Annotated in this window: 10 protein-coding genes; 4 read left to right on the plus strand and 6 right to left on the minus strand. The window is 68.6% G+C overall.

Annotated elements, in window-relative coordinates:
• Positions 1-107 precede the first annotated feature (107 nt).
• The gene (locus ACYVJ8_RS12190; protein WP_460712745.1) at positions 108-3,491 is read right to left on the minus strand and encodes a hybrid sensor histidine kinase/response regulator; all 3,384 of its coding nucleotides are present in this window, start codon (positions 3,489-3,491) and stop codon (positions 108-110) included.
• Positions 3,492-3,781: 290 nt separating this feature from the next.
• Positions 3,782-6,058, minus strand: a complete 2,277-nt coding sequence (locus tag ACYVJ8_RS12195; protein ID WP_460712746.1) for a TonB-dependent receptor — start codon at positions 6,056-6,058, stop codon at positions 3,782-3,784.
• Between the two features lie 182 nt (positions 6,059-6,240).
• Here ACYVJ8_RS12195 and ACYVJ8_RS12200 point away from each other — a divergent pair, with 182 nt between their 5' ends.
• Complete coding sequence (locus ACYVJ8_RS12200; RefSeq protein ID WP_460712748.1) at positions 6,241-7,638, plus strand: GntP family permease; 1,398 nt, start codon at positions 6,241-6,243, stop codon at positions 7,636-7,638.
• 11 nt (positions 7,639-7,649) lie between these two features.
• Here ACYVJ8_RS12200 and ACYVJ8_RS12205 read toward each other — a convergent pair whose 3' ends face one another.
• The 3 genes from ACYVJ8_RS12205 to ACYVJ8_RS12215 form a co-directional block, all read right to left on the minus strand.
• A complete protein-coding gene (locus ACYVJ8_RS12205; RefSeq protein WP_460712749.1) occupies positions 7,650-8,285 on the minus strand; it encodes an HAD-IB family phosphatase in 636 nt (211 codons plus the stop codon).
• A 34-nt stretch (positions 8,286-8,319) separates the two neighbouring features.
• The gene (locus tag ACYVJ8_RS12210; protein WP_460712750.1) at positions 8,320-8,754 is read right to left on the minus strand and encodes a hypothetical protein; all 435 of its coding nucleotides are present in this window, start codon (positions 8,752-8,754) and stop codon (positions 8,320-8,322) included.
• A 150-nt stretch (positions 8,755-8,904) separates the two neighbouring features.
• Positions 8,905-9,360, minus strand: coding sequence for a YiiD C-terminal domain-containing protein (locus tag ACYVJ8_RS12215; protein WP_460712755.1), 456 nt, complete (start codon positions 9,358-9,360; stop codon positions 8,905-8,907).
• Positions 9,361-9,420: 60 nt separating this feature from the next.
• Between ACYVJ8_RS12215 and ACYVJ8_RS12220 the strand changes: the two genes are divergently transcribed.
• The 3 genes from ACYVJ8_RS12220 to ACYVJ8_RS12230 are packed head-to-tail and all read left to right on the plus strand — an operon-like array spanning position 9,421 to position 12,483.
• Positions 9,421-10,185, plus strand: a complete 765-nt coding sequence (locus ACYVJ8_RS12220) for a uroporphyrinogen-III synthase (RefSeq protein WP_460712757.1) — start codon at positions 9,421-9,423, stop codon at positions 10,183-10,185.
• A 27-nt stretch (positions 10,186-10,212) separates the two neighbouring features.
• Entirely contained in the window at positions 10,213-11,181 is a 969-nt protein-coding gene (locus ACYVJ8_RS12225; RefSeq protein ID WP_460712759.1) for a uroporphyrinogen-III C-methyltransferase, read from the plus strand.
• A 39-nt stretch (positions 11,182-11,220) separates the two neighbouring features.
• Entirely contained in the window at positions 11,221-12,483 is a 1,263-nt protein-coding gene (locus ACYVJ8_RS12230; protein WP_460712761.1) for a heme biosynthesis HemY N-terminal domain-containing protein, read from the plus strand.
• A 72-nt stretch (positions 12,484-12,555) separates the two neighbouring features.
• Here the strand turns inward: ACYVJ8_RS12230 and ACYVJ8_RS12235 are convergent, their stop codons facing one another.
• Positions 12,556-13,587 carry a DUF4349 domain-containing protein gene (locus ACYVJ8_RS12235; protein WP_460712763.1) on the minus strand — a complete coding sequence of 344 codons (1,032 nt, stop codon included), beginning with the start codon at positions 13,585-13,587 and terminating at the stop codon, positions 12,556-12,558.
• Positions 13,588-13,620: the final 33 nt, after the last annotated feature.

Here is a 13,620-nt window from a genome sequence, read left to right on the forward strand (position 1 = left end):
CGGCACTGCCCCCATATTGGGTTTCACGAGGCAGGACTCAAGGCCCGAGCGGCGTCATTTGCTCGCATCATGCGGCGGATGACTGCATTGGGTCGGAAGCGGACTAATCAAGACACTGCCCGAGCCGCCAACAACCGATCCAACACCGACTTCAACGCGAGCGGCTTCAGCGGCTTCATCAGCAACGGCAATCCCGCCTCATGCACCGCGCGGCGCACGGACTCGGTGTGATCGGCACTGAGGATCACGGTGGGGCGTGCTCCGTGACGCTCCTTCAACCGTTCGTGCAAGGCGACGCCGGTATCGTCATCGAGGTGGTAATCGAACAGCCACGCGTCGGCGGGGTCGTCATGGATGGCGGTGGCCGCTTCGGTTTCGCGGGCGGCGGCGCTGACGCGGCAGCCCCAGCCTTCGAGGACGCGGCGCAGGGCGTCCATGGCAATCGGTTCGTTGTCGACGATCAGTACGTGCAGGCCCGGCAGGCGTGCGCGCGGTGAAGATGCAGCGGCGGGTTCGCGCGCTTGCGCGGGGACGCTCGGCACGGTCACCGCGAATGCGGTGCCGCGGCCGGGTTCGCTGCGCAGGGTGAGCGGGGCGCGCAAGAGTTCGGCGATGCGGTCGGCGATGGCGAGGCCCAGGCCGAGGCCCTGCCCCGGGGCGTCGCCGCCGCGGCGGAATTCTTCGAAGATCAGTTGTTGCTGATCGCGCGCGATGCCGGGGCCGGTGTCGTGCACTTCGATGCGCAGCGCGTCGCCGGTGCGGCGCACGCCGAGCAGCACGCTGCCGTGCGCGGTGTAGCGCACGGCGTTGGCGAGGAAGTTCTGCAGTACGCGCCGCAACAGTTGCGGGTCGGTGTCGATCCAGCGCGCGCTGGGTACGTAGCGGAAGCGCAGGCCGCGCTCGGCGGCGAGTGCCCGGAATTCCGACACCAGCGGGTCCAGCACTTCCGCCAGCGGCACGGCGCGCCGCTCCGGTACCAGGCCGCCGGCTTCCAGTCGCGACATGTCGAGTAGACCGGTGAGCAGGCCGGTGGTCGAATCGAGCGCGCCGCGGATCTGGCCCAGAAGATCCGGCGTCGTGGACTTGCGCGCGTCGTCGCTGTCCAACTGCTGCGCGAGCGCATCGGTGAACAGGTGCGCGGCGTGCAGCGGCTGCAGCAAGTCGTGGCCGATCGCGGCGAGGAAACGGCTCTTGGCGTCGTTGGCCGTTTCGGCTTCGCGCTTGGCTTGTTCGAGCAGGGTGGTGCGTTCGCCGACGCGTTGTTCCAGCGTTTCGTTGGCGCGCAGCAGCTCGGCTTCGGCGCGACGGAAGGCGGTGACGTCGGTGAAGGTGGCGACGAAGCCGCCGCCGGGCATGGGGTTGCCGCGGATTTCGACGATGCTGCCGTCGGGATCGTCGCCGTGGAAGAACACGCGTTCGGACAGGTGCGGCGAACCGGCGCGCATGAAGGCCATGCGCCGCGCCAGCGCCTGCTGCAGCGAGCCTTTGTGCGGCATGCGTTGCAGGGTCCACGCCGACAGTTCGGCGATAGGCGTGCCCACGCGCAGCAGCGATTCGGGGAAGCCGAACAGCTCCGCATAGCGGCGGTTCCATGCGACCAGCCGCAGCTGCGCATCGACCACGCTGATGCCCTGGCTCATGTTGTGCAATGCGGCTTCGAGCACGCGCTGGTTGAAGCGCAGGTCCTGCGCGGCGGTGTCGACGATCGCCGCCACGGTGTCGAGGTCGTGGCCGTTGCCGCCTTCGCGGCGCGCGGCGTCGAGCAGCACGCGCGCGGAGGCCGAGCCGAGGACAGCGGCGAGTTCGTGCTCCATCGCCGCTTCGACATCGTGCGGCACCGGTCCGCTGGTGGGTGCGGACGCCAATAGTTCGGCCACGCGTTCGCGCGGCAGGAAGCGGCGGCCGGCGCTGCGCAGCGTGGCGGCGTCGAGGCCACGCGCTTCGCGCCGCGCCGGTGCGGTACGCCACGTCGCCACCAACGCGGTGGTGACCGTGCCGACGAACAGGCTGGCGCCCACCGCACGACCGAGACGGCTCCAACCGGTCAGGCCGAACAAGGCGTCGGGCGCGAGCCATTGCACGCCGAACGGGCCGCTGGCGATCCAGGCCGGCGCGGTGCCGTGTGCGCTCGCCGTTACCGGCAGCAGCAGGCACCACGCCCAGGTCGCGAAGGCGGCGACGATGCCGACGACCGCCGCGCGCGGTGGTGTATGCGGGCGCCACACCGCGAACGCGAGCGCAGGCGTCAGCGTGGCCAGTGCGGAGAAACTCACCGCACCGACGTCCGCCAGCGCTGCACTGCCGGCGACGGCGCGGCCGTACATCCAGGCCAGCAGCATGATCGCGACGATGCCGAGGCGCCGCAGCAGCCGCACTTCGCCGCGCAGATCGCGGCCGTTGTCGCGCGTCCACGCGCGGCGCAGCAGTCCCGGCGCGAGCCAGTGATTGCCGATCATCAGGCTGAGCGTGAGCGTGCTCACCACGACCATGCCGGTCGCCGCGCTCAATCCGCCGAGGAACGCGAACAGCCCGAGTCCCGCATGCCCCTGCGACAGCGGCAAGGCCAGCACATACATGTCCGACGACACGCCGGTTCCGCCCAGCAAGGCCTGCCCCGCGCGCGCCAACGGCAACACCGGCAATGCGATGAGGATCAGATACAGCGGGAACAACCAGCGCGCGGTGCGCACGTCCTGCTCGTCGCGGCACTCGACGACGGCGATGTGGAACTGGTGCGGCAGGATGAACATCGCGAACGCACCCAGCAGCACCAGCGGCACGAAGCCGCCGTCCGACACGACGGCTGGTGCGCGCACCGCAGGCAGTTCATCCAGCCCGAACCAGACGAACAGGCCCAGGGCCAGCATCGCGCCGAGCTTGAGCAGCGATTCGAACGCCATCGCCAGCACCAGGCCGCGGTTGTGCTCGGCCGCGCTCACCCGGCGTGTGCCGAACAGCATCGCGAACAGCGCCATCGCCAGTGCTACGTACAGGGCGATGTCCCGCCACGGCGGCACGCCGGTCTCGTTGAACGGCGCGCCATTGCCGCCATGCCCGGTGAGCATGGCGAAGCTCATCGCCATCGCCTTGAGCTGCAGTGCGATGTACGGCACCAGGCCGAGCGCGGCGACGAGTGTCACCGTAGCGGCCAGCCATGTGTCCTTGCCCAGTCGCGTGGCGATCAGGTCGGCGATGGAGGTCGCGTTGGTCTCGCGCGCCAGCTTCACCAGCCGCACCATCACCGAGTAGGCCAGCGCATAGAGCAGGATCGCGCCGAGGAAGGTCGGCGGCAGCGGCCAGCCGTAACGCGCGGCCTGGGTCACCGTGCCGTAGAACGTCCACGAGGTGCAGTGCACCGCGAGCGAGAGCGCGTAGACGTGTTTCCAACGCGCGGCGAACGCCTGCGGATGGCGCTCGCCGTAAAGGCCGGCCGCGAACAGCAGCCCCAGCCACAGCAGCGCGGCGGAGACGATCAGGCCGGCGTGGAGCATGGCTCTATCGGGTCAAGGAGGCGGCTGATGTTCACGCCGCGAGAATAGCGTGCGATTGGGGGCACATCCCTCGCCCCGCGTGCGGGGAGAGGGACAGCGCCGCGTAGCGGCGCAGGGTGAGGGGGCGTGACGCACAAGCCGCCCCTCATCCGGCGCTTCGCGCCACCTTCTCCCCGCTTTGCGGGGAGAAGGGAAAAGAACAATGCGGAGGAGAAAAAAAGCGCGGCGCGGATCCCCGATCCAGCGCCGCGCCGCCCACCGCAGAGAGAGCGATCGTCAGAGGGCGTACGTCAGAAGTCGTACCGCGCCGTCAGTGCGTACTGACGCGGCGCGCCGTAGAAGCCGGTGTACACGCCCAGTGCCTGGTTCAGGTTGTAACCGGTGGTGCGGTATTCCTTGTCGGTCAGGTTGGTGCCGTTGAGCGAGAACGACCAGGCGTCGTTGAAGCGCCAGGTCACGCCGGCGTTGACCAGGCCGTAGCCGTCCTGGGTGATCGGCGGCTTGCCGAACGGTGCGATCGGCGGCGTCACCGTGCGGATGATTTCGGTCGTCGCCACGACATCGCTCTGGTAGCTGTAGCCGACGCGCGCCGACAGGTCGCCGCCGTTGGCCAGGCCGGTGCGCCATTCCAGGTTCAACGCGCCCGAGAAGTCCGGGGCGTTGGTGAACTCCTGCTCGTCGGCGATGTTGATGGTCGTCGCCGTCAGCGGATTGAAGAACTTGAACTCGTCGTACTTCGCGTCGAGCCAGGCCAGGTTGCCGCTCACGCGCCAGTGCTCGCCGGGCATCCACTGGTATTCGACTTCGAAGCCGTTGACGGTGCCCTCGCCGGCATTAGTGAAGTCGCCGAAGAAGCCGCCGGTCGGCAGCGCGGTGAACACCGACAGCTGGATGTCCTTGTACTTGTTGTGGAACGCGGCGAGGTTGAGGTACAGCGTCGAGTCGAAGAACGCCATCTTGCTGCCGATCTCGAAGCTGTCCACCGATTCGTCGTCGAACGGCTCGGCCGAGCGCGGCACGGTCGTCGCCTGGGCGCGGATGTTGTAGCCGCCCGACTTGAAGCCGCGCGAGGCCAGGCCGTAGACCATGATGTCCGGCGTGATCTGGTAGTCGAGCGAGATCTTCGGCGAGACGTTCTTGAAGTTGATCGTCTTGTCGAAGTGCGCCGCCGCCGGATCATCGGACGGATTGGCCGGCGTACAGTCGCGCAGAACCGAGTACGTCGCGTTGGTGTAGCAGCGGTTCAATACCTGCGCGCGCTTGTCTTCGTCGGTGTAGCGGGCGCCGACGTCGAGCTTGAGCTTCTCGGTGATATCGAAGGTCCAGTCGGCGTAGAAGGCGATGCTCTCAGTGCGCACGATGCCCTGGGTATCGCCGAAGGATAGGTTGAAGAAGTTGTTGAGCACCTGGCCACCGGCATCGCCAGTGAATCCGTAGATACCCATCACGCCGCGCAGGCGGCCGCCGGCGTCGTAGTTGGCCTGGATTTCGTTGCTGACCTGCTCGTCGCTGTAGAACGCCTTGACGTCGGCGATCTTGGACTGGGTGGTGTCGAAGTCGATGTTGGTCTCGGTGTCGGACTCGCGCTTGGCCAGGATGTACTTGAAGCTCCAGTCCTCATTGGCGCGCCAGTTGACCGTCATCGACGCACCCTTCATTTCGGTGTCGTTGACGTTGGGCATGCCGTTGCGCACGTCGTAGCGCGAGTCCATCGGCAGCACGCCGGGGACGAAGCGGTTGGGCGCCAGCATCTGCGCGCCGCGCACGCCGGACTGGTCGTCCATCCAGTCGAAAGCGAACTGGACGTCGAAGTTGTCGCCGGCGTATGCGCCGAGTTGGCCGCGCAGGGCCAGGATTTCCTTGTCGCTGACTTCCTGGTGGGTGACCGTGTTTTCGCCGAAGCCGTCGCGGTTGAGACTGGCGACCGCGATGCGGCCGCGCAGGCCGCTGTCGGCGCCGCCGATCGGGCCGCCGAGGGCCGCCTTCACGTCGAGCTGGTTGTAGTTGCCGACGGTGATCGAGGCATTGCCGTCGAATGCGCGCGGCAGGCCGCGCGAGATGTACTTGATCGCACCGCCGATGGTGTTCTTGCCGTACAGCGTGCCCTGCGGGCCGCGCAGAACTTCCACGCGCTCCACGTCGAACACGTCGAGCAACGCACCCTGCGGACGCGCGATGTAGACGTCATCCAGGTAGATGCCGACGCCCGGATCCACGCCCCACAGCGGATCGGACTGGCCGACGCCGCGGATGTAGGCGGTGACGGTGCTGCTGGAGCCGCGCGCGGCGTAGATGGTCAGGTTCGGCACCTGCGCATCCAGATCGGAGAGGTCGTCGACGGCGAGCTTGTCCAGCGCGTCGGCGGTGAAGGCGGTGACGGCGACCGGCACTTCCTGCAGCGTTTCCTCGCGCTTGCGGGCGGTGACGGTGACCGCGCCCAGGTTGGTGGCCTTGGGCCCCTGCGTGGTTGCATCGGAAGGAGCCGCGTCCTGCGCCCAGGCCACCGGCGATGCCAAAGCGGATACCAGCACCGAACCGATCGCCAGACTCAAATACTTGCGCTTCATCGCGTCCCCTCCCACGGGTACGTATGCAAAGTGGTGCGACAGACCCCTTTCCGTCGCTTCCGCAAGGCTAGGCGCCACCCCGCGGGGGCGGCATCGTACCTTCGGACAATGGGCCGTCCCCGGCGGCGTCCCGACACTCGCCGCCTGTGGGTGCACTGGTTTCGGTGCGCATGGAGCCGTGGATGTCCTTTCTGATCGTGTTGGCCGCGCTGTGCTTCCTGATGTACGTGGCCTACCGCGGCCACAGCGTCATCCTGTTCGCGCCGGTGGCGGCGCTGGGCGCGGTGCTGCTGACCGATCCGTCGCTGGTCGCGCCGATGTTCACCGGCTTGTTCATGGACAAGATGGTCGGCTTCCTCAAGCTGTACTTCCCGGTGTTCGTGCTCGGCGCGCTGTTCGGCAAGTTGATCGAACTGTCAGGGTTCTCGCGTTCGATAGTGACAGCCACCATCCGCATCTTCGGCGCCGGCCGCGCCATGCTGTCGATCGTCGCGGTGTGCGCGCTGCTGACCTACGGTGGCGTGTCGCTGTTCGTGGTGGTGTTCGCGGTGTATCCGTTCGCGGCGGAGCTGTTCCGCCAGGGCAACATTCCCAAGCGCCTGATCCCGGGCACGATCGCCCTGGGCGCTTTCACCTTCACCATGGACGCGCTGCCGGGCACGCCGCAGATCCAGAACATCATTCCGACGTCGTTCTTCGGCACCGATTCCTGGGCTGCGCCGCTGCTGGGCGTGTCCGGCGCGGTGTTCATCCTGATCGCCGGCCTGTCGTATCTCGAATGGCGCCGCCGCGTCGCGCTGCGTAACGGCGAAGGCTACGGCGATGCCGCCGCGCTGGTGAACGAACCGGTGCCCTTCACCGGCACCGCACTCGCGCATCCGCTGATCGCGATCCTGCCGCTGGTGCTGGTGGGCGTGTGCAACAAGCTGTTCTCGGTGTTGATCCCGCAATGGTACGGCGCCAGCCACGAATTCGTGCCCGCGGTGATGGGCAAGTCCGCGCCGGTGGTGCAGGAAGTCTCCAAGGTCGCCGCGATCTGGGCGGTGGAAGGCGCGCTGCTGATCGGCATTGCCGCGGTGCTCGCCTTCGCCTGGAAGCCGGTGCGGGAGCGCTTCGCAGATGGCAGCAAGCAGGCGATCGGCGGTGCGCTGTTGGCCTCGATGAACACGGCTTCCGAATACGGTTTCGGCGCGGTGATCGCGGCGCTGCCGGGATTCCTCGTCGTCGCCAATGCCCTGGGCTCGATCCCCAATCCGCTGGTGAACGAAGCGGTCACGGTGACTTCGCTCGCGGGCATCACCGGCTCCGCATCGGGCGGCATGAGCATCGCGCTGGCGGCGATGGCGGACACTTTCATCGCCAACGCGCACGCCGCGGGCATCCCGATGGACGTGCTGCACCGCGTGGCCTCGATGGCCTCCGGCGGCATGGACACGCTGCCGCACAACGGCGCCGTGATCACCCTGCTGGCCGTGACCGGCCTGAGCCACCGCCAGTCCTACAAGGACATCTTCGCGATCACGGTGATCAAGACGCTGGCGGTGTTCGTCGCGATCGGGATGTACTACGCGACGGCGTAAGTGGTGAAGCGCTACGCGGCTTCGTCCAGCGCGGTAGCCGCGGACTCCACGTCGGCCTTTCGTTCGACGCCGCGGTACCAGCGACGGTGCGCCAGCGCGAGCATGGCTTCGTCCTCGGGCGTGTCGCCGTAGGCATGGATCGTCGCGAAGTGGCTCAGGTTGAAGCGCTCACGTACGCGCCGCACTTTCTCTTCGCCTACGCACTGCGCCCCGGCATAGCGGCCGGTGGCGATGCCTCCGCGGATCTCCAGGCACGAGGCCAGTAATTCCACACGGTGTTGCGCGCACCAGTGCGCGAGCGCGACTTCAAGGGCGCCCGACACGACCACCACGGTGTCGCCGCGGGCCTGGTGCCAGCGCAGGCGTTCGAGTGCTTCGGGCCGAATCGTCGCCGGCAGAACCTGCTCGGCAAATGCGACGCCGCTGGCCTGCAGGCGCGCGAGCGACAAGCCGCTCAGACCGAAGCGGATGACCGCGGCGCGGACCAGATTGGCGGGAACCCAGCCGAGCTTGTAGCCGATGCCCAGCGGCGCGAGCAGCACCTTGCCGATCGCGAGACGGAGCGGCGGCACGGCCTGCTCCAGGTAGGGTACGTACATCTCACGATCGGTGATCGTGCCGTCGAAATCGAACAGCGCCAGTTCCATTCGCGTCCTGCGTAAGAGCGTGTCGGGAGAGAGCTTACTGCCCGTCCCAAAGATCCGGCAGCTCGCCGGTGATCCACCAGGCCTTGGCTTCGGCGTCCCAGCGCCACTTCTCGCGATAGCGCACGGTGCGCTCGGCCATGGTGTGGCGGTTGATCACGCCGATCTCGATATCGCGCACGGCGGTGCCGGCGTCGAAGTCGGTGCTGGAACCCATGTCGCGGTAGGAAGAGATCTGCACCTGCTTGTAGCGTTCCAGCTGCAGCGGCGTCAGCTCCACTTTCTCGCGCATCTTGGGATCGATCAGATTGACCGCGCCCTCGAAATCGCCCCAGCGGATCGCACCGGACCAGGCGTACTGCGCCTGGTCGAGCTTGGTGCCCTGTGTTCCGCTCGATGCGCAGGAGGCGAGCGACAACAGGCACAGCAGCCCGAAGGCGGATTTGAGGAAGGTGTTGAACAGGCGCGTCATGCGGACAGTCCCGGGGTCGGATGCCGCATCCTAGCGCGCTGCGGCGCGCCGCGGCCGCGCCACGGCCAAAAACCGGTCAGGACGCGATCACAACGCGCCGCAGCGCGGGGGAAACATCGGCGTGCGGGCGTTGGTCTCGCCCGGCCCGCATCACTTCAGTATCGCGACGTAGCGCGCAGTGAAATCCGTGGCCAGCCCGCCATCGGGCAGGCGCGTCTGTGCGACCAGGCCGATGCGTGCACGGCCGCGCGTGCGCAGGGTGGTGATGAAGTCGTCGGGGTTGGCGTCCACCGCGGGTTCGGCGATGACGTCGAGGTCGGCGAACAAAGGTGCGAGGTAGCGGATCTGGCTGTCGGCGACGTAGATGTCAGCCTGTAGACCCGCGCGCTCGACCAGCAACGACACCACGCCCCAGGACGCCAGGGTCATCATGGAAGCGAGGCTGCCGCCGAACGCGCAGCCCTTGTCGTTGACGTGCACCGACAAGGGCGCGTGCAGCTGCAGGCGGCGGCCGTCGTAGCCGGCGATGCTCAACTGCATCAGCGCAACCGGCGGCATGGACTGGTAGTGGGACAGCAGGCGTTCGAGTTCGATGGCGTGGGGCATTGCGACAGCGAGTCCGGAAGAGTCGGCCCTTGAAAAAGTCGGGTCGAGTAAGCTGCGCGCATGAACCGGCGCAGCACCCCGTCATGGTATGTGATCTCGCTGCGCCCTCGCGGCGACCATGAGGCGATGCGGCGCGCGGCGGCGCGATACGGGGCCGGATTGATCGCGCTTTCGCCATGGCGGATCGTGTTGCGCGACGACGAGCGTTCACGCGCGGACCTGCGCGCGGCGCTGGCCGCGTCGCGCATCGTGTTCACCAGTCCTGCGGCCGTGCGGGCCGCGCGATCGCTGCAGGCTTTCACGCCGCGCCGCGATCAGCACTGGTGTGCCGTCGGCAGCGGAACGGCGGCGGCCCTGCGGCGCGCGGGCGTGTCCGCTGTGCAGGCGCCGGCGCGCATGGACAGCGAAGGCCTGCTCGCCCTGCCCGCCCTGCAGGACGTTGCCGGCCAGGACGTGGGACTGGTCACGGCACCTGGCGGTCGTGGCGAGATCGCCCCCGCGCTGCAAGCCCGCGGCGCGACACTGCGCCGGGCCGACGTCTATGCGCGTGAAGCCGTGCCTTTGCCGGCGCGCGCGTTGCAGCAATTGCGAGAAGTCGGCGCGCCGCTGGTGCTGGCACTGAGCAGCGGCGAGGCGTTGCAGCACGCCCTTGCGGCCCTTCCCACCGAATTGATCGCGAAGCTGCGCCGCGCACGGGTCGTCGCGGCCAGCGAACGACTGCGGACCCTGGCGCACGAGCAGGGCTTCGGCGATGTCGTCGTCGCCGCCGGCCCGCGGCCTGCGGACCTGATTGCCGCGGCGGCGGGGCGCGATCCGGTAGCATGAGACTGGGATCACACTCCGAGCCGCGCCGTGTCCTCGACCCCCGACGAAGCACCCGCACCGCGCCGCAACCGTAGTGGGTTGTGGCTGGTTCTGCTGTTTTTGCTGATCGCGATCGCGGTGGCCGCTTACTTCGGCTGGCGGCAGTGGCGCGCGCATGAGCAGGGCGAGGCCGTGCAATTGCAGCAGCAGATCGATGCCCTGTCCGATCGCCTGAACACGCAACGCGCGGAGCAGCGCTCGAATGCGCGGCGCCTGCAGCAGGCCGATTCGCTCAACCGCGTGCTGCGCGATGAACTGGACGGCATCACCCAGCGCGCAACGCTGCTCGAAGCCACCGTGGAGAAGTTGGCCGATCCGGACCGCCACGGCGCCCAGGCACTGCGCCTGGACGAAACCGAGATGCTGCTGACCCTCGGCAACCAGCGCCTGCAGATCGGCGGCGATCTCGATGGCGCGCGCCGCGCCTATGCGCTGGCCGCGGGTGTGCTGGACGGCATCGACGATCCGGCCTATCTGAGTCTGCGCCAGACCCTGCTGCAGGAACGCACCGCGCTCGACGCGCTCGGCGCGGATCCCAGGGTCAAGGCGATCGCGCAACTCGATGCCTTCGCGCAGAACGTGACCGCGCCTGTGCAGCGCGAAGCCGAGGCGCGCACGCCGCGCGAATCCTGGTGGCGTCGCGCCTTCGGCAATCTGATCCAGGTGCAGCCCACCGATCGCGCCGTGGCCGTGCAGGCCGCCGATCGCGCGGCGGCGCTCGCCGGCCTGCAATTGGAAATCTCCCTGGCGCGCGCCGCGGCCGAGCGCCGCGACACCGCCGGTTACCGCGAAGCGCTGCGCCGTGCCGACATGTGGCTGCAGCGTCTCGCGCCGGACTCGGACGTGCTCACCCAGCAGCGCGCGAAGCTGCAGACGCTGGCGGCGGCGCCGCTTTCACTCACCGTTCCCACCCTCGGCAGCACCCTGCAACAGCTGCGGCAGTTGCGCGCCCGCTAGCGCCGTGGCGCCGTCCTTCCTTCCGATGAGCGCACGGCCATGAATCTCTTTCGTCATCTCCTCTTCTGGATCGCGCTGGCCCTGCTCGGGGCGCTGGTGGCGCAGGTGTTCGTGCAGGATCCCGGCTACGTGCTGATCCGCTACGGCGGCAACGACTACAGCACCACGCTGGTCGGCGCGGTGGTGGCGAGCCTGATCACGCTGTTCGCGCTGTGGTTGGCGTGGAAGGTGCTGAGCCTGCCCTTCGTCGCGTTCCGCCGACGTCGCAAGAAGCAGGCACGCGCACGCCTGACCGACGGCTTGCTCGCCGTCGAGCACGGCCATTGGGCGCGTGCGGAGAAATCGCTGGCGCAAGCCGCGCAGAGTGACGACGTGGCTGCGCTCGCGCGGCTCGGCGCAGCACGCGCGGCCCTGCGACGTGGCGATGCCGCGCAGGCGCGCGAGTACGTGGAGCCGCTCGCTACTACCCATGCCGCCACGCATGCACTGGCCCTGGCCGAACTCGCTCAGGCCGAAGGCCGCTACGCCGATGTACTCGCGGCGCTCGACGCACCCACCGCGCAGCCGCTGCCGCCGCGTGGCGTGTTGCTGCGCGCGGAAGCGCTCGCCGCCCTAGGCCGCGCCGGCGAGGCCTATGGACTGCTCGGCGCACTACGGCAACAGCACGTGGTGTCTTCCGAACGCCTCGCCGAACTGGAAGCCCGCTGGGCCGAAGCCGGCTTGCGCGAAGCCGCCGACGCCAACGTGCTGGCCGATCGCTGGGAAGCCATGCCCACCTCATTGCGCAGCGACGCGCGCACGGTCGCCGCCTATGCCGAGCGCGCCGCCGCGCTGCGCTGGGACGACGCCGCGGCCAAGAGCATCGAATCGGCGCTGGACGCGCGCTGGGACGAATCGCTGGCGGCCTTGTATGGCCGCCTGCCCGTGCCGCAGGACCGCAGCCGCCTGGACGCGCGCCGCGCCAACGCCGAACGCTGGCTGCAGGCGCGACCGATGAGCCCAGCCCTGCTGGTGACGTTGGCCCGTATCGCGATGGCGCAGGGACAATGGCCGCAGGCCGAAGGCTTCCTGCATCGGGCCCTCGCGCAGGGTGCGGGCTCCGAGGCGTGGGAGGAACTCGGCCACGGCTTCGCCGCGATCGGCGATGAAGGCCGCGCGCGCCAGAGCTACGTCAACGCGTTACGCGCCACGCGCGGCGAAGTGGTGCAGGAACTGCCCGGGCGCGATCTGCGGCAGAAGATCTTCGACCAGGCGGCAGTCGAGGAGCGCGATGAGCATGGCGTCCCGCGCTTGCGCGAGTAAGCCTGCTGACTGACCACCTCTCCCGCAACGGGAGAGGTGTCTACGTCATCTTCGATGGGTGTCCGCCTGCGCCTAGCGCTTGCGCCAACGCCGCACGGCGATCACCACCGCGGCCAGCACCAGCCACAAGGGCCACAGGCGCGACAGCCCGATCGCAAGGTCGAGCACCCCGTACCAGCCTTCCGCCATCGCGTGGCCCAGGCGCGAGAAGAAGCCTGGCCCGGCGCGGCGCACGACCGCTTCCACGTCCATGCGTTCGACGCTTCGTACCAGCGGCGCCTGCTGCAGCGACAGGTCGATGGTGGCGAAGGCGACGCGGTCTTCGAACTGCTTCTGCTCGATCAGCGCCGCATCGCGCTGTTCCTGCGAGTCGGTGCGCGCCGCGATCGCCTCGATACGGTCGCCGAGCTTGCCGGGACCGTGTGCGGCTTCCCCCTGGGCGCGCTGCGCGTCCTGGTAGCGCGCGTAGGCCAGGCGTCGCTGCATTAGTTCGAACTGGGCGTCCGCGGCTTCGTACTTGCGGCTGTCGAGGAATTCGACCTGCTCGGCCAGTCCGCGCAGGAACGCCTGCGTCTGTGCGCTGGGCACGCGCACCTGCAGTTCGCCGCGCACGGTGTACGTCGTCAGCTCGATCAGCTTGCCGTCGCCGCTGGGCCGTTTTTGCACGTCCTCCACCTGGTTGCTGATGCGGTTGTGGACCACGAAGCCGCCGTGCTTCGCGGCCAGATCCTCGATGGCCAATGCGGCGCTGTAGACCTCGCGTACGCGGAAGTCGACTTCTGCGGTGCGGATGAACTTGCGCTCGCCATCGTCCTGCGAGGTGGCCGCCGATTGCAGTTGGACCTGGGTGGGGGGCGGATTCGCCGGCGCCTCCTCCGTGCTGGCCGCAGCATCGCCCACGGCGGCGTCGCTGGACGCGGCATCGGCGGTCGCTGCGTCGGCGGACACTGCGGCGGCGTCGCCGGCGGCCACGTTTACGGGAGCGGGTGCGGCCGCATCCGCCGCCACCGCGGGCTCGGATTCGGGTCCGGATTGCTTGTTGCAGGCGCCCAGAGCCAGCACCCATCCGCAGGCCAGCAGGCCTGCGCAAAGTCTTGCGCGCATCGAAGTCCCCTCGAGAGTTGGTTGATGAAAGGC

The organism is Lysobacter terrae, from assembly GCF_054782215.1.

Bases quoted from the DNA above. Each gene is read 5' to 3' on its own strand.
- ACYVJ8_RS12190 (WP_460712745.1), bottom strand. From the start codon at position 3,491: ATGCTCCACGCCGGCCTGATCGTCTCCGCCGCGCTGCTGTGGCTGGGG.
- ACYVJ8_RS12195 (WP_460712746.1), bottom strand. From the start codon at position 6,058: ATGAAGCGCAAGTATTTGAGTCTGGCGATCGGTTCGGTGCTGGTATCC.
- ACYVJ8_RS12200 (WP_460712748.1), top strand. From the start codon at position 6,241: ATGTCCTTTCTGATCGTGTTGGCCGCGCTGTGCTTCCTGATGTACGTG.
- ACYVJ8_RS12205 (WP_460712749.1), bottom strand. From the start codon at position 8,285: ATGGAACTGGCGCTGTTCGATTTCGACGGCACGATCACCGATCGTGAG.
- ACYVJ8_RS12210 (WP_460712750.1), bottom strand. From the start codon at position 8,754: ATGACGCGCCTGTTCAACACCTTCCTCAAATCCGCCTTCGGGCTGCTG.
- ACYVJ8_RS12215 (WP_460712755.1), bottom strand. From the start codon at position 9,360: ATGCCCCACGCCATCGAACTCGAACGCCTGCTGTCCCACTACCAGTCC.
- ACYVJ8_RS12220 (WP_460712757.1), top strand. From the start codon at position 9,421: ATGAACCGGCGCAGCACCCCGTCATGGTATGTGATCTCGCTGCGCCCT.
- ACYVJ8_RS12230 (WP_460712761.1), top strand. From the start codon at position 11,221: ATGAATCTCTTTCGTCATCTCCTCTTCTGGATCGCGCTGGCCCTGCTC.
- ACYVJ8_RS12235 (WP_460712763.1), bottom strand. From the start codon at position 13,587: ATGCGCGCAAGACTTTGCGCAGGCCTGCTGGCCTGCGGATGGGTGCTG.